15 protein-coding genes and 2 pseudogenes are annotated in these 16,120 nt (G+C 68.5%); 12 read left to right on the top strand and 5 right to left on the bottom strand.

The window, feature by feature from the left end:
• Positions 1-35 precede the first annotated feature (35 nt).
• The 8 genes from E4U91_RS00140 (at position 36) to E4U91_RS00105 (ending at position 8,521) form a co-directional block, all read left to right on the top strand.
• Entirely contained in the window at positions 36-1,640 is a 1,605-nt protein-coding gene (locus E4U91_RS00140) for an FAD-binding oxidoreductase (RefSeq protein ID WP_168218034.1), read from the top strand.
• A gap of 38 nt (positions 1,641-1,678) precedes the next feature.
• Positions 1,679-2,560, top strand: a complete 882-nt coding sequence (locus E4U91_RS00135) for a diacylglycerol kinase family protein (RefSeq protein WP_137304617.1) — start codon at positions 1,679-1,681, stop codon at positions 2,558-2,560.
• A gap of 40 nt (positions 2,561-2,600) precedes the next feature.
• Positions 2,601-3,071 (top strand): hypothetical protein, encoded by a 471-nt coding sequence (locus E4U91_RS00130; RefSeq protein ID WP_137304616.1) that lies wholly within the window; start codon positions 2,601-2,603, stop codon positions 3,069-3,071.
• 229 nt (positions 3,072-3,300) lie between these two features.
• Positions 3,301-4,599: a type IV toxin-antitoxin system AbiEi family antitoxin domain-containing protein gene (locus E4U91_RS00125; protein ID WP_137304615.1), complete on the top strand. Its 1,299-nt coding sequence runs from the start codon at positions 3,301-3,303 to the stop codon at positions 4,597-4,599.
• Positions 4,600-4,740: 141 nt separating this feature from the next.
• On the top strand, positions 4,741-5,571 hold the full coding sequence (locus E4U91_RS00120) for a nucleotidyl transferase AbiEii/AbiGii toxin family protein (RefSeq protein ID WP_137304614.1): 831 nt from the start codon (positions 4,741-4,743) through the stop codon (positions 5,569-5,571).
• A gap of 855 nt (positions 5,572-6,426) precedes the next feature.
• Positions 6,427-6,651: a hypothetical protein gene (locus E4U91_RS00115; RefSeq protein WP_137304613.1), complete on the top strand. Its 225-nt coding sequence runs from the start codon at positions 6,427-6,429 to the stop codon at positions 6,649-6,651.
• Positions 6,652-6,782: 131 nt separating this feature from the next.
• The gene (locus tag E4U91_RS00110) at positions 6,783-7,715 is read left to right on the top strand and encodes a sigma factor-like helix-turn-helix DNA-binding protein (protein WP_137304612.1); all 933 of its coding nucleotides are present in this window, start codon (positions 6,783-6,785) and stop codon (positions 7,713-7,715) included.
• Positions 7,712-8,521: a hypothetical protein gene (locus E4U91_RS00105; RefSeq protein ID WP_137304611.1), complete on the top strand. Its 810-nt coding sequence runs from the start codon at positions 7,712-7,714 to the stop codon at positions 8,519-8,521. The genes E4U91_RS00110 and E4U91_RS00105 overlap by 4 nt, the downstream gene beginning before the upstream one ends.
• A gap of 237 nt (positions 8,522-8,758) precedes the next feature.
• Here the strand turns inward: E4U91_RS00105 and E4U91_RS00100 are convergent, their stop codons facing one another.
• The 3 genes from E4U91_RS00100 to E4U91_RS00090 all read right to left on the bottom strand — a co-directional run bounded on the left by E4U91_RS00100 (position 8,759) and on the right by E4U91_RS00090 (position 10,812).
• Positions 8,759-9,349 carry a transposase gene (locus tag E4U91_RS00100; protein WP_137304610.1) on the bottom strand — a complete coding sequence of 197 codons (591 nt, stop codon included), beginning with the start codon at positions 9,347-9,349 and terminating at the stop codon, positions 8,759-8,761.
• Positions 9,346-9,861 carry a winged helix-turn-helix domain-containing protein gene (locus E4U91_RS37910; protein WP_241678440.1) on the bottom strand — a complete coding sequence of 172 codons (516 nt, stop codon included), beginning with the start codon at positions 9,859-9,861 and terminating at the stop codon, positions 9,346-9,348. Before E4U91_RS37910 ends, E4U91_RS00100 begins: the two co-directional genes overlap by 4 nt.
• Positions 9,862-9,942: 81 nt before the next feature.
• On the bottom strand, positions 9,943-10,812 hold the full coding sequence (locus E4U91_RS00090) for an IS5 family transposase (RefSeq protein WP_137304608.1): 870 nt from the start codon (positions 10,810-10,812) through the stop codon (positions 9,943-9,945).
• Between the two features lie 739 nt (positions 10,813-11,551).
• On the opposite strand from E4U91_RS00090, the gene E4U91_RS00085 reads away from it, so the two are divergent.
• From E4U91_RS00085 to E4U91_RS00075, 3 genes are read left to right on the top strand one after another with little or no spacing between them, the layout of a single operon-like run.
• The gene (locus E4U91_RS00085) at positions 11,552-11,833 is read left to right on the top strand and encodes a hypothetical protein (protein WP_137304607.1); all 282 of its coding nucleotides are present in this window, start codon (positions 11,552-11,554) and stop codon (positions 11,831-11,833) included.
• Positions 11,830-12,357: an RNA polymerase sigma factor gene (locus E4U91_RS00080; RefSeq protein WP_137304606.1), complete on the top strand. Its 528-nt coding sequence runs from the start codon at positions 11,830-11,832 to the stop codon at positions 12,355-12,357. Before E4U91_RS00085 ends, E4U91_RS00080 begins: the two co-directional genes overlap by 4 nt.
• Positions 12,354-12,980 carry a hypothetical protein gene (locus E4U91_RS00075; RefSeq protein WP_137304605.1) on the top strand — a complete coding sequence of 209 codons (627 nt, stop codon included), beginning with the start codon at positions 12,354-12,356 and terminating at the stop codon, positions 12,978-12,980. The genes E4U91_RS00080 and E4U91_RS00075 overlap by 4 nt, the downstream gene beginning before the upstream one ends.
• Before the next feature lie 379 nt (positions 12,981-13,359).
• On the opposite strand, the gene tpg is transcribed toward E4U91_RS00075, so the two are convergent.
• Positions 13,360-13,917 carry a telomere-protecting terminal protein Tpg gene (gene tpg / locus E4U91_RS00070; RefSeq protein WP_137304604.1) on the bottom strand — a complete coding sequence of 186 codons (558 nt, stop codon included), beginning with the start codon at positions 13,915-13,917 and terminating at the stop codon, positions 13,360-13,362.
• A gap of 5 nt (positions 13,918-13,922) precedes the next feature.
• Positions 13,923-15,197 (bottom strand): annotated as a pseudogene (gene tap, locus E4U91_RS00065) (telomere-associated protein Tap); the annotation flags it as partial.
• A gap of 97 nt (positions 15,198-15,294) precedes the next feature.
• On the opposite strand from tap, the pseudogene E4U91_RS00060 reads away from it, so the two are divergent.
• Positions 15,295-16,112: pseudogene (locus E4U91_RS00060) on the top strand (IS5 family transposase).
• The last annotated feature ends 8 nt before the right edge of the window (positions 16,113-16,120 follow it).

Genomic DNA, 16,120 nt, shown 5'->3' with positions numbered 1-16,120 from the left:
CCGCCCACCCGCCGACCCGTGAGGACGACCGTTCGATGGACATGCTGTGGAACGGCTGGGGCGACCCGGCCAAGGCGGCACCGCTGCCCGAGACGGTGACCGCCCTGCTGCGCGACCTGCTCGGAGTCCAGCCGCGCAGCACCCCCGCCCTCCGCCTGGACGACGTCCGCCCGCCCGCCCCCACCACGGCCCCCGCCGCCCTGCGCGCCCTCGCCGACGCCGTCGGCGAGGAACACGTGCGCACCGACGCGGAGAGCCGCGTGCGGCACACCCGCGGCAAGTCCACCCCCGACCTGCTGCGCCTGCGCGCCGGCGACGTCACCGACGTACCCCAGGCGGTCGTCCTGCCCGCCGGCCACGACGAGGTCCTCGCCGTCCTGCGCGCCTGCGCCGCACACGGCCTGGCCGTCGTGCCCTTCGGCGGCGGCACCTCGGTGGTGGGCGGACTCGCCCCGCAGCGCAGCGCGTTCGTCGCCCTGGACCTGCGCCGGATGAACGCCCTGCTCGACCTCGACCCGCTCTCGCGCACCGCCGTCCTGCAGCCCGGCCTGCGCGCCCCCGAGGCCGAAGCCCTGCTCGCCGCCCGGGGCTTCACCCTCGGCCACTTCCCGCAGTCCTTCGAATGGGCCACCATCGGCGGCTTCGCGGCCGCCCGCTCCAGCGGGCAGGCGTCCGCCGGGTACGGCCGCTTCGACGAGATGGTCCTCGCCCTGACCCTCGCCACCCCCGAGGGCACCATCGACACCGGCCGCGCCCCGCGCTCCGCCGCAGGCCCCGACCTGCGCCAGCTGATCCTCGGCTCCGAGGGCGCCTTCGGCGTCATCACCTCCGTCACCGTACGGATCCGCCCGCTGCCCGAGGTCCGCACCTACGAGGGCTGGCGGTTCGCCTCCTTCGAGGAGGGCGCCGCCGCACTGCGCCGGCTCGCCCAGGACGGGCCCCGCCCGACCGTGCTGCGCCTGTCCGACGAGACCGAGACCCTCGTCGGCCTCGCCCAGCCCGACGCCATCGGCGCCGACCCGGCCGGCACCGATCCGGCCGGCGGCGGCGCGGGCTGCCTGGCGATCGCCGGGTACGAGGGGACCGCCGAGGACACCGCCCACCGCCGCGAGCGGGCGGCCGCCGTCCTGGCGGACTGCGGCGGCACCCCGGCCGGCACCGCACCGGGCGAACGCTGGGCGCACGGCCGCTACTCCGCGCCGTACCTGCGCGACGCGCTGCTCGACGCCGGCGCCTTCGCCGAGACGCTGGAGACCGCGGCCTTCTGGTCCCGCATCCCCGAGCTGTACAGCGCCGTGCGCACCGCCCTGACCGACACCCTCACCCGGGCCGGCACCCCGCCCCTGGTGATGTGCCACATCTCCCACGTGTACGAGAACGGCGCCTCCCTGTACTTCACCGTCGTCAGCGCCCAGGGCGAGGACCCGGTGGCCCACTGGACGCCCGCCAAGCACGCCGCCAACGAGGCCGTGCTCGCGGCCGGCGGCACCATCTCCCACCACCACGGCGTCGGCACCGACCACCGCGACTGGTACGTCCGCGAGGCCGGCCCCCTCGGCGTCTCGGCCCTGCGCGCCGTCAAGCGCCGCCTGGACCCCGAGTGGCTGCTCAACCCCGGCGTCCTGCTGCCCACCGACTGACCCGCCCCACCCCGACCGCCTGCCCCGGAGGCACACCGATGCGCCAGTTCACCGCCGTCGTCAACCCCACCGCGGGCGGCTCCACCGGGGCGGCGACCCTGCTGCGGCTGGCCCGGCTGCTGCGCGCGGCCGGCGCCGAGCTGGCCACCGAGTACAGCCGCAGCCTCACCCACGCCCAGGACCTCGCCCGCGCGGCCGGCGAACGCGGCCGGATCGTCCTGGCCGTGGGCGGCGACGGCATCGCGGGCGGCATCGGCGGCGCACTCAGCGGCACCGGCACCGTGCTGGGCCTCGTGCCCGCCGGACGCGGCAACGACTTCGCCCGCGCACTCGACCTGCCCGCCGAACCGGAAGCCCTCGCGCAGATCCTGCTGCACGCCGAGCCCCGGCCCGTCGACACCCTCGAGGTCGAATCGGCCGTCCACCCGCGCACGGTGGTCCTGGGCAGCGTGTACGCCGGCGTCGACGCCCAGGCCAACCAGCACGCCAACAACGCCCGCCTGCTGCGCGGCGCCGCCTCCTACTACGCCGGCGGCCTGCGCGCCGTCACCACCTGGCGGCCCGCCGACTACCGGGTCACCCTCGACGGCGAGGAACACCTCCACCGCGGCTACACCGTCGTCGCCGCCAACTCCCCCTACTACGGCTCCGGCCGGCTCATCGCGCCCGGCGCACGCATCGACGACGGCCTGCTCGACGTGGTCCTCATCCGCGAGGCCCCGCGCAGGCTCTTCTTCACGCTGATGAACGAACTGAGGACCGGCGCCCACGTCCACCGCCCCGAAGTGCGCGTCCTGCGCGGCCGCGAACTGCGCATCGAGGCCGGCCGGCCCGTCCCCTACGGCGCCGACGGCGAGGTGGAGGCCACCCTCCCGGTCACCGTGCGCGTCCGCCCCGGGGACCTGCCGGTGCTCTACTGAACCGGACCCGGCCCGCCGACACCCCTCGTAGGATCCCCGCATGGACTGGGCACCGCTGGTCAGCACGACACTGGGCGCCGTCATCGGCATCGCCTCCACCCTGGCGACGGACCAGGTGCGCACCAGGCGCGGCCGCCAGGACAACGACCAGGCCGCACGCCGGCAGTTGTACGGCGACTACCTCGCCGCCCTGGCCAGGACCAGGGACCAGCTCCGCATGGCGGCCAGACCGGCCGGCCTGCCGGCCGCGGAACGCGCCCGCAGGGCCGCCGAGGCCTTCCACGAGGGCAACGCCTACGAACTGCGCTACCAGATCGCCGTGGTGGCCCCCCAGACGGTCGTCGAGGCCTCCACCGCCGCGTTCCGCGCCCTGCGCGACCTCAGGGACCGTGTCGAGGACGGAGCCCACCACACCAGCCCCGACTACGTGCAGGCCCGCGACAGGTGGGAGTCGCTGCTGACGGAGCTGCGCAAGGCGATGAGACGGGACCTCGGCAGGGAGGTCTTCTAGACCCCCGCACGCCGGACCGGCCCCTGCGCCCCGGCGAGGTGCTTGCATCCCGGCCTGCTGGACCCTCAGGCGTCCGCAGGAGGTGTTTTCTGAGTCGGTGGTCCTAACGGGGTCGGTCGCCTCAGCTTCCTGCGAATGACAGAGAAAGTTACATCTCTCAGGAGAGTGGTGCAGAGTTTGTTACATCTAGGGAGTAACTAACTCTGCGATGTTGTGTAACTATCTTTGTATGGATCGTACCGAGCAGGTAGCTGCCCTGTCCGGAGCAGCTGCAGATCAATGGGGCCTTGTGACGTCTGTCCAGGCCGAGGAGCTGGGCGTCAACCGTGTGCAGCTCATGCGGCTGACAGAAGCCGGCCTCCTAGCGAAGGTGGGCCGCGGTGTGTACCAGCTGGCCGCGGCAGGCGTTACACCTCACCTGGAGGTGAAGGTCGCCTGGCTGCGACTGCAGCCCAAACGGTTCGTATGGGACCGGACCGTCGGTGATCCGGACTTCGGCATCGTCTCTCATGCTTCCGCCTGCCAGTTGCTGAACCTCGGAGACATCCCAGCTCCGGAAGTAGAGATCAGCGTGCCTCGCCGGCGCACCACCACCGACTCATTCGTGCGCCTGCGGACCGCGCAGATTGCACCAACGGAGATCACCACAGTCGACGGCCTGCCCGTCACCACGGCCGTGCGTACCATCACCGATCTGCTCCACGGGGGAGCTGACGGCGGACACGTCGGCGGAGTCATCGCCGACGCCGAACGCCGCGATCTGATTACCATCGACGACCTGGCAGAACGCGCCCAGCCATTCGTCCGCAAGTACGGTCTGAAAGTCAGCGCCACCGGACACGACCTGATCAACCACCTCGTCGCACAGGCCGGGGAAAGGCTGCGCCGCCAGGAATTTGACCGGGCCAGCCAGGAAGGGTTCGACCAAGCCGTTCATCTCCTGGCCGAGCGCCCCGAACTCGCCGACCTCGTCTGGGCGGCCCGGGCAGCAGCGCGCCAGAAAACGCCCACCGCGTCCGTGCTCGACCCTGTGCTGATGGAGTCGATCCGGAAGGTGATGCAGCCGGAACCAGCTTGGACAGAAGTGATGCAGAGAATGTTGCAGCCGTTCGCGGAGTCCCTCAGGAAGGTGTCACAACCTGATCCTGAGATCCTGCAGAGGATCATGCTGCCGCTCTTGGAGTCGGTGAGGAGGTCGCAGCCTGATCCCGAGGTGCTGCAGAGGGTCATGCTGCCGCTTACGGAGTCGGTCAAGAAGACGTCACCCAATCCTGAGGCGCTCCAAAAGATCATGCTGCCGCTCGTGGAATCGCTGCGGATGCAACCGGACTTGGGCATCAGGCAGGCCGCCTGGGGCGCGGCTGCGCCACCGCCCGGTGTGCCGAAGGCTCCGGGGCAAGAGACCGCTCCTGTCCCGGCTGCCAAACACCCAACTCCGCCCTCTCGCCCTCCGCACGCCAAAGACGGGATGATCTCCGGCGACGGCAGCCAGGAACAACCGGAGCCACCTGACAACCAGCCAGGTTGAATGCCGATCACTACGGCGTAGAGTCTGCGGATCCAGGCCGGCACGCCAGGGGGGCGATCCGTGGGCAAGACGTACCAGACTCCATCAGCCTTCAGAACAGCTCTGAATCAGTCCGCGAAGAAGATGTCCAAACAGACTGGCATGAACGTCGCAGAGCTCATGCGCATCTTCTACTTCAACCGTCTTGCCGCCCGGGTCTTCACCCTGGACCCCGACGGCTGGCTCATCAAGGGCGGCCAAGCCCTCCTCGTCCGCTATAAAGGTGCAGCCCGCCTAAGCGGCGACATCGATCTGCAGGCCGCCGAACCCGGCCTGCCCCCGGACGAAGCGCTCAAGCGCGTCCTGGAAGCCGCCGCCCATGACCTGGGCGACTTTCTCCGCTTTGCCCCCGGCAAGTACACGTCGGCCTCCGACCCCACCCGCGGCGGCTCCCAGCACTTCGAGGTCTTCCTCGGACCAACCCGCGTCGACCGCGTCAAAGTAGACATCACGGTCCGCCGCGCCCTCGCCGGCACCCCGGAAATTGTTCCTCTTGCCTCTGCCGTAGACCTGCCCTGGCCCGTCGACTGGCCCACCGTGCGTCTCTATCCCCTCATCGACCACATCGCCGACAAGATCTGCGCCTTGTACGAACGACACGGCGACGAAGGCTCGAGCCGATATCGCGACTTGGCCGACCTGCTGCTGATCAGCCAGCAAGAGAAGGTCGACGGTTCGATCGCCTACCAGGCATTGCATCAGGAGGCCGAACTCAGGCGCCAACGAGGCATCGACCTCAAACTGCCCAAGAACTTCCAGGTTCCCGGAACCGCCTGGCACGACCGCTACCCGGCTGCTGCTGCACTGGTCGTCGGCCTCCAAGGATGCCGCACCTTCTCCCAAGCAGCCGAAGCCGCCGAGGTCTTCCTCAACCCGCTCCTAGACGGCAGCGTGCGAGGAAACTGGGATCCCTCCGAGGGCGCTTGGAAGTAACGCACGGGCCCTGATGCCCTGCACCGGTCCGGCGCAGGGCATCGTTACGAGTACGAACGCCAACCCGCCGAGGAGCGACACTGCCGCGCCCTGGCCGAGGCGGATGCGCGCCACTGCCGACGCCTTCAGAGGGGCGGCGGCGCAGATCTCGGATCTTTTGGTAGTTCCCGCAGAGCGTCGGCGTCCCAGAGTGCAAGGTCGGCTAGCTACATCGAGCACCTCGAGTTCGAGCTGTAGCAGCCGTCGGGGAGCCAGCCACTGAGTGCACCACCCCTCGAGGCGTGCCCGATGCGCATCGACTCGACCGAGATCACACCCTGTGCCCGTGCGCTACTCGAACAGCACATGGCTGGGGGTGGTACGCATGGCGCACGGGAGCGCGGCCGGTAGCGAGGGGGGCGGTTGTCGGCGGGGTCGGCTACCTTCGAACGGTCCCGAGTGGACGGTGCGTTCCCGCCCGGCCTGATTGGTGCGGGCCGGGCGGGAACGGTGTGCTCGCCCCCCGGTTGTTCTGGCACGGGGGCGGGCCCTTCCGGATGGAAGACCGACACCAAAGGGTGCCCGGTGTCCATTGACCTCGGTTGCACGCCCGATTGCAAGGAAAACCGGGAACTTCCACCCCACAGCGAACGGGCCTGCGCGTTTTCCTCCGGTGGGCCGCTCGCCCCCTTTCGGGGCGGGTTGCTTGATGAACGGCATTGTTCCGTGAATTCTTGATCACTTGGCGTTACAACTCCCGTGCCCGCCATGCTGGTTGCCCTCCCCGGCGACGGCGGCGTGGCACCTGCCCGTCGTGGGGTCCCGCGGGTTCCCGGAGACCGGCGGGCCAGGAAGACCGAGCACCAAGGGAGTTCGATGGAACGCAAAGGCATAAAGCTCCTCGTCGCGTTCGCCACGGCGATCGTGTTCGCCTGGAGCGTGGTGATGGTCGCGCTCGGGCAGGTGGCGGCGATCGCCGTCCTCGCCCCGGTGCTGGGCCTGACGGTCCAGCAGATCGTGCGGGCTCTCCGCTCGCAGCCCGGCCCCGGAGCCGGCGGCCCGGTGATGGCGGTGCCGGACAGCGGGGAGGAGGCGCCATGAACCAGTTCGATGATCCACCTGCGGCACCTGATGAGCCGTCTCCTTCCAGCGAGTCAGGTCCGGCTGACGGGCCGGGCACATCGACCACGCAGGTCAGGGATCACCCCAAGGAGCCTGTCAGGCCGGGAGCAATGGACCGGCCGGGCCCGCTCCCGGGCGGCGTGCAGGGAGTCGTCTCCGCACGGCGTCCCGGACGCCCGGGGCGGCCCCTCGGCCCGATCGCGGCACACGTCTCCAGCGCGCACCGGGCCTGGCTGGGCCCGGTCCGCGAGGCCTACCTGGCCGCCGCGCTGTCCTCGGGCCTGACGATGAGCCGTCTCGGCGAGACGCTCTACATCTCCAAACCGAAGATCTCCGAGTTGCTCAGCGGCAAGCTCTACCCCCGCTGGGAACTCCTCCACGACGTCGCCATGGAGTTGGGCGTCTCCGTCTGGCCGCTGTACCGGCTGTGGCGGCATGCCGCACTGGAGACGGAGAACAAGTCCCGCTCCTGGGTGGAGAAGTCCTCCGCCCGCGTGACGATGACGGCCACCCGCGCCACCCCGCCCATAGACCTCTCAGCGTTCCGCGAGATCACCGAGAGCGGATACCGCCTCTACGCCGGTGTCTTCCTCATCGCCGGCGCCTGCGATGCGGCCCTCCACGAGACCTACGACCAGCTCTGGCTCTCCTGGGACCAGGCCCTCGCCAGCCACGACACCCGCCGTTACGCCTTCACCGTGCTGCGCACTGCCGTCATGGCCCGCACCCCTCACCTTGACGGGCGTCCCGAGTTCAGCGAAGCCGCCTTCGACACGGTCGCCCTGCAGACCATCACCGATGCCGACCAGGCCGCCGAGCAGGTCGCCGAGACCCTCGCCCTGTTCAAGGCGATGAGCCGGCTGCCCGACAACCAGCTCGACGTCATGGTCTTGCGCGTCCTGTGCGGCATGACCGACAAGAAGGTCTCCCACATCCTGGGCCTGCCGCTGCCGACGGTCCGCTCCGACGAGCGCCACGCGATCCGCTTCCTCGAGGACATCCTGTCCCCGCCGCCCCCTTTCGAAGAAGGAGATCAGCCATGACCCGCATCGACGGCATCCTCGCCCGGGCGCGCCTGGCCACGGAACGCACCGCCCCCCGCGACATCGTCGACACCGTCTCCTACGCCACCGCCCACGCCGTGCAGCCGTCGGACGCCCACCCCCGGCCGGCAGCATCCGGTCGGCGGCGCGATGCCCAAGAAGCAGCCGAGGACCTGCGGGCCCTGTGCGAGACCCTCGTCTCCCACACCCCAGCCCACGAGATCGCCGACTTCGTCACCGAGCAGATCCCCGAACCCCGCAGCGCACTCATCCTGGCCTGCGTGCTGCAGATGACCGACACCGACGACGGCGCCCGCTTCTGGTGGCAGTACGCCGCCGGCGCCGGACAGCCAGCCGCCGCCTACTGCCTCTACCTCCACCACCTCGCCGTCGGCGAGGACGCCCCCGCACACTGGTGGCACCAGCAGACAGACGACGTCAAGCCACCGCCCCCGCCTCCCGCATCCACGCCCAGGCCCGGCGCCGTGCAGGAGTGGGCACCTGCCCTGAACCCCGTCACCAGCACCTCCACCACCACCATCCTGCGCATCCTGCGTCACCTCGCCAAACAGACTGTCCGCGACCGCACCACCGCCGTGACCCGCCTCATGGCCTACATCCCCACCGCCGTCACCGTCGGATACCTCCGCGAACCCGACATGGAACTGCCCCTGCCCGGAGACGACTTCGCCCAGCGCGTCAAGGACCTCCTCGCCGCAGCAGCCTGCCGTCCGGACGTCCTCCCCGTCCGCACGTCACAAGCTGAACAGGATCTCGACCTCCTCCAGCAGGCCGCCAGCCACTGACCCCGCCGGCACCCGGCTAAAACGCGAGCCGGGACGACCGGCGGGGAGAGGGGCAACCCGGCCCGCGGCACGAGCCTCACCGGCTGGCCGGGTTTGCCCTGCTGCCCTCGAAACCGGATCTGTCCCAGCTCGCCGGCGGGTCTGACGACGTCCGCGCCGTCACGCAACCGGCATCCTCGCGCCCGAGGACGGGGTGCCACCGCTGTTCAGGGAGATCTACATATGCATCGAACCTACTTACTGATCTTTTCGTAAGTTCGGTGGGTGTGGTGGGTGGATGGCCAGGCCGGTGTGGGCGAGGAATGACCATGGAAGTTGGGGGTTGGTGTTGATGCGGTGGATGCCTTGTTCGGTGGCGTCGGCGACATCGGCGAGGTGGTCGCCGGCGAGGTTGGCGAGTTCACGCTTCTTGAGCGAGGACCACAGCAGTTCCACCGGGTTCAGCTCGGGAGCGTAGGCGGGTAATCGCTCCAGAGTCAGCCAGTCCTGCTCGGCGACCCAGGCCCGCATCGTCCGGCTCCAGTGGGCGGGCAGGCCGTCCCAGACCAACACCACGTTCTCGCCGCGGTAGAACACCTTCACCTGCTCGAGGACTTCGATGAGGGCGGCGGTGTCGTAGCTGCCGGGCTTGAGATGGAAGCACAGGCGGGCCCCGCGTTCGGGGTCGGTGGAGTGGTAGCCCAGGGCCCCGGCCATCGACGCCCGCTTCCAGTTCAGGCGGTGCCGCAGCAGCGGAGTCCGCCCTCGGGGTGCGTAGGTGCGGCGGATCTGAGGCAGCAGGGAGACACCTGATTCGTCGAGGAACACGATCCAGGCACGTGTGTTCACGGCCCCTTTTTGATGCGCGGCCACTCGTGCGCGATCCAGCGGGCGATCTCGGACTCGTCCCGTTCGACCGCCCGCCGCTCGGGCCGTTGCAGGCTCCACCCGAGCCGGCCGGTCAGCAGCCGCCATACCGATGCCCTCGACAACGCCACCCCCGTTGTCTTCTCCACGACGGTACCGACTCGCTCCAGGGTCCACAGATCAGCCTCGAAACCATGAGCCTGGGCGCCCTGCTCCAGCGCGGCCCGCACCCGCTCGACCTGGGCGTCGTCCAGCTTGGGTGGACGCCCGGTGGCTGACCGTCTCCGCAGGCCCGGGGCACCGTCTTGCTCCCACACCCGACGCCAACGCCGCACACTCTCGGCACACACCCCCACCGCCCGCGCAATCTCCGCATTCGAGGCGCCCTCCTCGAGCAACTCGACCGCCCGAACACGACGCGCCTCCGCCAACTGAGGCCGTGACAAAGGAGGAAGAGACGAGCCGGCAGCCGAAGATGAGGGTTGATAAGCCACCCCGAAAGCCTCCCACTCGCAGGGCCACCACACCCACCGAACTTACGAAAAGATCAGTAGAGGTCGTTTTCTCCCGTTGTTTCATCCCGTAATCGGTTGTTTCGCGTCCTTCCTCGGATCGCGCCAGGAGATCGTGTTCTCGCCGGTGAAGCGGCGGGCCATGAGGTCTGTCATCGCGATATGGATCACGGCTTCGGATCGGCTGGGAAGGGTTTCGTAGTCGCGCGCGAGGCGGCGGTGGAGCATGAGCCAGCCGTAGGTCCGCTCGACCGCCCACCGTTTCCGGATCGGGGTGAAACCCCTGGTCCCAGGCTTGCGGGCGGTGATTTCCATGTCGATGCCGAGGGTGGCTGCGTGCTCGACGAGGTGCTGACGGTAGCCGCCGTCGACCCAGACCTTGCGGATCCCGGGGTGGTCGGCGGCGACCTGGTCCAGGAGCCGGGCGCCGGCGATGGAGTCCTGCACGCTCGCCGCGGTGACCAGCACGGCGAGGAGAAGGCCGAGCGTGTCGGTGACGATGTTCCGCTTCCTGCCAACGATCTTCTTGCCCGCGTCGATGCCCTGACCGGAGGCCGGCACGCTGGTCGAGGTCTTCACGCTCTGGGCGTCGATCACGCACGCTGAAGGCTCGCCCGCCCGCCCTTCCTTCTCTCGCAGCAGCTGCCGGAGCAGGCCATTGAGCTGGGCGAACACACCCTCGTCCGCCCACTTGGCGAAGTAGCCGTAGACGGTGTTCCAGTGCGGGAAATCATGCGGCAGGTAGCGCCACTGCACCCCGGTGCGATCCACGTACAAGATCGCGTCCATGATGTCGCGCAGGTCGTGTTCGGGCGGCCGGCCGAAGTCCAGGGCTCGGCCGCGGCGCTCGAAACGCCAGGCCGCAAGGACCGGCTCGATCAACTCCCAGCGCGCATCGGACAGATCACTCGGATACGGACGTCGCTTCGCCATGCCTCCGACGTACCGCTCCAGGCGGAGTGCGCCCAGGCGCATAGCGGCGACAGTCGAAGCACACACGACTGCGAAGGCCGGGCATCCTGGGATGAGACAGGATTATGTCTCTCTCTGCCTCATCCGCAACCCCGCCCGCCTCATAGATATCGGCCGCCTCCGCCACCTCACCTGAACCACAACCCGACACTTCGAGACTCCACCGATAAGTGGGCAGTGAGGGTGAAAACGACCTCTTAGGTCCTCGCCGCGAAGATCGACATGTACATGCGGTTTGGCCAGCGGCGTTCGCGTCAGTCCTCGTCCTCATCCCCGGAGTAAGGACCGTGGACCGCTCATCGGCTGGCTGACGGGACCGTTGAGCCACCCGGGAGGCGATGGCTGCAGATTGTTGGCGTTGTTGCCTCATCGAGGTGATGCAACAACGCCCCGCCAGCGTACGAGCCGGCTCTGTTCAGCACCGGCGTTCACGGCGGCGGGCACGTCCTGAGATGTGCGCCTTGCGCCCCGGCGAGGGGTGCCGTTTCCCGGCCGACGAGGCAGGTCCAGCCGTGCGGGGCGCCTCCCTTCCAGCTGAGGAGGACTCGTGTTTCCGCTGATCAGGGACGGTTTACGCGCCAACTGGGGCCCGTGAGGAAAAAGTTGGTCTTCGGCATCCGGATTCGGGCCACTCCGCGCGTGTAAGGGGGTGAGGGTGTCAACGCCCTCATCAACGAGTCGATGATGGGAGGCCGGTCTGGTGACCTGGCTCGAGTGGACGGGAGCGGGTGGGATTTCGGTCCCGCTGATGTTCCTGGCGTACTTCGCGCTGCGCCGTACCAAGAGCGCGGTGGAGATGTGCCTGACGGCGTACCTGCAGGCCCGCACGGAGCGTGAGCAGCGCGCGACGATGATCGCGATGGCGGCGGCGCTGCCGGGGGGCGGGGCTGCGGCCCGCTTCGAGGAAGGCCAGCCGGCCTGGCTGTTCTACAAGCACTCGGAGCAGGGCCAGCCGGCGATCGTCACGCGGGAGGCTGCGTGACCGAGCCCGACCGGGGCACGGACTTCGAGGCGTTCGTCCTCGAAACCAGCGCGGCGTTCTCCTGCGTGGCCCGGGCCGAAGCAGGTGGCGACCTGCACAGCGCGGAAGATGCTGTGCAGGTCGCGTACATGCGCATGTTTACGTCATGGGAAAAAATTGTAGCGCGGCCCGGGAACCGAGCCGCCTACGGTCGCACCGCAGTCAAGAATGCGGTGATCGACCAATTTCGGCGTAACCAGCGCATCACCCCTGCGCCGCTGCAGGACCTGCCTGAACAGGAATCCCAGATCGGCATCCCCGATGCCGCCTACGAAATGATCAAAGAGGGTATCGATGAACTAGTCGCCAAACTTCCCGACCGGCAGCGGCAGGTCATCACCCTGTGCGTTCTCCAGGACGTCAGCCCTGAAGACGCCGGGAAGCGCCTGCGCCTTAAGGAGGAGTCGGTGAAGAGCTACATCCGTATGGCCATCAAAAACCTGAAGAAGTTCGTCAACGAGACCGGCGAGGAGGGAACCGCATGAGCACCTGGGGCAACGAACACGAGCAGAGCGCCATCCGGCTCCTCGCCGTATGGGCCCTGCTTGAACGCTCCGAGCAGGCACTTTCGAATGGTTCTCGGACACCCGAGGACTCGGTACAGGCGGAGGGGGGCCAGCTTGCCGGCTGGCCCCCGGCCCCCGCCCCTTGCCCAGACGACCGAGAGCAAACCGAAGCCAAGGGCGAACTGGTACTTCTGCTAGCACGCGAGTGCGCGCACAAAACCACCGCACCGGAAACACGCAGAATCGCAGAACTCCTGGAATATCTCAACCGGGACGAAGAAGCGATGCGTTGGTGGCAATGGGCAGCAGAGCGAGGCGACGAGGATGCGCGGGACTATCTTGAAATGCTCCATGCTGAAAGGTATGGACAAGAGAACCCGTCAGCTGACTCTCCAACGCTCGAGGAACTGGAAAACAGTGCGGCGCTATATGTGTGGAAATCGAGCGAAACAAACGCCGGATCACACACATTTGCAGCCGTACAACTGGCGTTGAGTGCTGCAGTCAACTCAGAGCTGAGCGAAGACGCGAAGCAGCTAGTAAGGGAAATCGAAGAGTACCTGCAGCACCCTGATCGCATGACAGACGGAAGGCGGCGCTGATGGGCAACATCCTTCTGCCATGCCTGGACATGGGAGCAGCCCTATAGGTAGACCCATCATGAGTGCCTCACACTGAGGCACAAACGACTCGTTGCGACAGCGGCCCGCCGTACCGGCGGGCCGCTGTCGCATCTCCAGCTACGTGAACCGACTCGCGGACCCGACAGAGGCCTCATGGAATGAGTAAGGACTAGCCTGAGCGCGAGGCTGTCTTGCATGGCCCGTCCCACCAGGTGGAGTTGAGGCGCTTCCCGAGCCTCACCGGCCAGCGGTCCCGAAATCTGCCCCAGGAACGACAGCGTCATCTCGCCCTGGATCTTGTGACGCCCAGTACTCCGGCTTAGCTCTGCCTCGGTTCCGTGAGTCGACTTACGGAGTCTCAGTAGTCGAGGTCGAGGTAGTCGATGTCGTTGAGGGTGACGTCAGACAGTCCCGTGGCACGGTTTCCGCCGTCTTGGAAGTACACGTCTTTGAAGCCTTCGGCGATGATCTGGCGCATCTGCTGGTCGCTGGCTCCGGCTTGGCGGGCGTCGAAGAGGCGTTGTGCGTAGGTGGGGGGGAGGTGGATGGTGAGGCGTCGGAAGCGTCCGTCGTCGGTGGTGCCGATGGGTGCGGTGTAGCCGAACCGGGCTCTCGTCTCGACTGTGATCCCGGTGGTGGTGGCGGCCTGCTTCCGCCGGCGTTTGCGGACCTGGGGCTGCCACCGCGCCCGTACGGCGGTGTCGATGCGTTCTGCGATGGCCTGGGGCGGGTGTTTGCGTTCGCCCTTGCGGTAGCGCTCCACCGAGCGCTGGCTGACCCCGATCTCCGCTGCGACGGCTTTGGTCGTCTTGAGTTGTTTCATCAGGAAGTTGATGCGGGCCTGGAGTGTCTTGGGCGGCTGGCGGGTGAAGCCTTCCCGGTCGGCGCGTTCGATGGCGTCGTCGATCTCTCCCACGGCGCCTACTCGCCTTCGTCCAGGACGGCGTCGCCGCCCTTGATATGACGGGCCGGGTTCAGGCCCTTCTCCATCAGGTCGACCGCCCACAGCATCGGCTGGACGCCCTCGAGCTTGGCCAGGCCGGGGGTGGGCCCGAGGCGGAATCCGCCGGGCTGGGGCTTGCCGGAGGCTGCGTAGGGGAGGAAGTCGAGCGGGCTGGCGCCCGGTGAGGGGTAGACGACGCAGTCGGAGAGCACGGCGAGCGGGTACAGGCCCGTCATGGTGGCCATGTTGCGCAGTTTGCGGTGCATGTTGATGCGGGCCTTGGAGATGACGGCGGCGCGGATGTCGGGCCGCCAGGTGGGGCGCTGCAGCGCCGGCCAGCGTTCGCCCTCCTTGTACTTCCTGCCCTGCGGGCGCTCACGCAGCTTGCCGATGCCGCCCTTCACGGTGGCTTTGATCGCGGCCAGCACGGCCGCCATCGCCGGGTCGGCGTCCCTGTACCGCTCCATCGCCGCCAGGAACTCCCTCTCGTTCAGGTCCCTGGTGACGCCGAGGTCGGCGAGGGTGTCGACGTAGGCGGTTTTGAGGCGGTCGTGCCACGGGTCCAGGTACGCGCCGGTCTCGCGGCGCAGATACCCCTCGAGGGGAGCTACGTTGAAGCCGAGCTCCTGGGCGTAGGCGACGGTGTGCGTCTGATACCAGGCGGGCCCGGTCGGCCGGGTTCCGTCCGGCGTGAACGGCGAGGGAAGACGCGGGTCCACCTCGACGTGGGACAGGTCGACCAGCCAGGACCCGGGGATCTTCGGGTTGAACGCCGGGCCCACGAAGTGGTCGGGGGCGGACAGTCCGACGACCAGGCGGGCCGCGGCGGCGAGGAACGCAGTGTTGAGATCCAGGCCGACCGCGAAGGGCAGGGTGCATTCCTCATCGGTGAGCAGGTCCACCGGCCGCACCCACTGGTACGCCTCTTCATCGAGGAACCCGCCGCTCCAGCCGCTGTCTACCACGACGGGGTGCTCAGCGGTGGCTTCCGGCGGCGCCGGGTCCATCGGCTCTGTGCCCAGCGAGCCCGGATTGTAGGCGGACACCCAGTTCCCGGTCGTCTCGTCGCGCACCGCACGCGTGGGCGGGCGCAGCGCCGTCATCAGCTCCAGCCCGGACACGGCGGTGGAGCCGCGCGGGGTGATGACCCGCTGGGCGTATACCCCAAGGACGCGGGCGATATCGGCCGGCTCCATCTCCGCAACGCCGGGCCAGGACCGCTCATCGAGGGCACCCCACGACAGGACCGCCAATAGCCCTGGCGCCGCGCGCGTCGGCCGAGCGCCTAACTGGCTCTAACAAAAGCGCGTGATCATGTGACTGTCGGCTTGATCGTTCGTTGATGCGGGCATGGGGAAGCGTCAGTCGCGGCCGTGGATCGTGTCGGACGAACTGTGGTCGCTGATCGAGCCGTTGCTGCCCGAGCCGCCGCCGAAGCAGGTTGAGGGACGGCCGCGGGTGCCTGACCGGCAGGCCCTGTGCGGCATCCTGTTCGTCCTGCACACCGGCATTCAGTGGGAGTACTTGCCCCAGGAGCTGGGCTTCGGCTCGGGCATGACGTGCTGGCGGCGTCTGGCGGCCTGGAACGAGGCCGGCGTCTGGGACCAGCTGCACCAGCTGCTGCTGAACAAGCTGCGGTCGAAGAACCAGCTGGACTGGTCGCGGGCGGTGATCGACTCCTCGCATGTCAGAGCGGCTCGGCGAGGCCCAAAAGCGGACCCAGCCCGGTCGACCGCGCACGGCCGGGCAGCAAGCACCACATCCTCACCGACGGCCAGGGCATCCCGCTCGCGGTGTCGCTGACCGGCGGCAACCGCAACGACGTCACCCAGCTCCTTCCCCTGCTTGACAAGATCCCAGCGGTCGCGGGAGTCGTCGGCCGGCCCCGACGCCGCCCGGACATGCTCTTCGCCGACCGCGGCTACGACCACGACAAGTGCCGCCGACTCCTTCGCAAGCGGGGCATCCGGCCAGTGATCGCCGAACGAGGCCAGCCTCACGGCACCGGCCTTGGGACCTTCCGGTGGGTCGTCGAGCGGACCATCTCCTGGCTGCACGGCTTCCGCCGCCTGCGCATCCGCTGGGAACGACGCGACGACATCCACGAGGCCTTCCTCGGCCTTGCCGTCTGCCTGATCACCCACCGACACGTCCAAAGGCTTTGTTAGGACCACTA

The organism is Streptomyces lasalocidi, from assembly GCF_005280215.1.
Lineage (GTDB): Bacteria > Actinomycetota > Actinomycetes > Streptomycetales > Streptomycetaceae > Streptomyces > Streptomyces longwoodensis.
Note: the sequence above shows the minus strand (reverse complement) of the source record. Positions and strands in the feature narration are given on the sequence as shown.

Excerpts from the sequence above, each read along its gene's own strand:
- E4U91_RS00140 (WP_168218034.1), top strand. The coding sequence starts at position 36 with ATGGACATGCTGTGGAACGGCTGGGGCGACCCGGCCAAGGCGGCACCG.
- E4U91_RS00135 (WP_137304617.1), top strand. The coding sequence starts at position 1,679 with ATGCGCCAGTTCACCGCCGTCGTCAACCCCACCGCGGGCGGCTCCACC.
- E4U91_RS00130 (WP_137304616.1), top strand. The coding sequence starts at position 2,601 with ATGGACTGGGCACCGCTGGTCAGCACGACACTGGGCGCCGTCATCGGC.
- E4U91_RS00125 (WP_137304615.1), top strand. The coding sequence starts at position 3,301 with ATGGATCGTACCGAGCAGGTAGCTGCCCTGTCCGGAGCAGCTGCAGAT.
- E4U91_RS00120 (WP_137304614.1), top strand. The coding sequence starts at position 4,741 with ATGAACGTCGCAGAGCTCATGCGCATCTTCTACTTCAACCGTCTTGCC.
- E4U91_RS00115 (WP_137304613.1), top strand. The coding sequence starts at position 6,427 with ATGGAACGCAAAGGCATAAAGCTCCTCGTCGCGTTCGCCACGGCGATC.
- E4U91_RS00110 (WP_137304612.1), top strand. The coding sequence starts at position 6,783 with ATGGACCGGCCGGGCCCGCTCCCGGGCGGCGTGCAGGGAGTCGTCTCC.
- E4U91_RS00105 (WP_137304611.1), top strand. The coding sequence starts at position 7,712 with ATGACCCGCATCGACGGCATCCTCGCCCGGGCGCGCCTGGCCACGGAA.
- E4U91_RS00090 (WP_137304608.1), bottom strand. The coding sequence starts at position 10,812 with ATGGCGAAGCGACGTCCGTATCCGAGTGATCTGTCCGATGCGCGCTGG.
- E4U91_RS00075 (WP_137304605.1), top strand. The coding sequence starts at position 12,354 with ATGAGCACCTGGGGCAACGAACACGAGCAGAGCGCCATCCGGCTCCTC.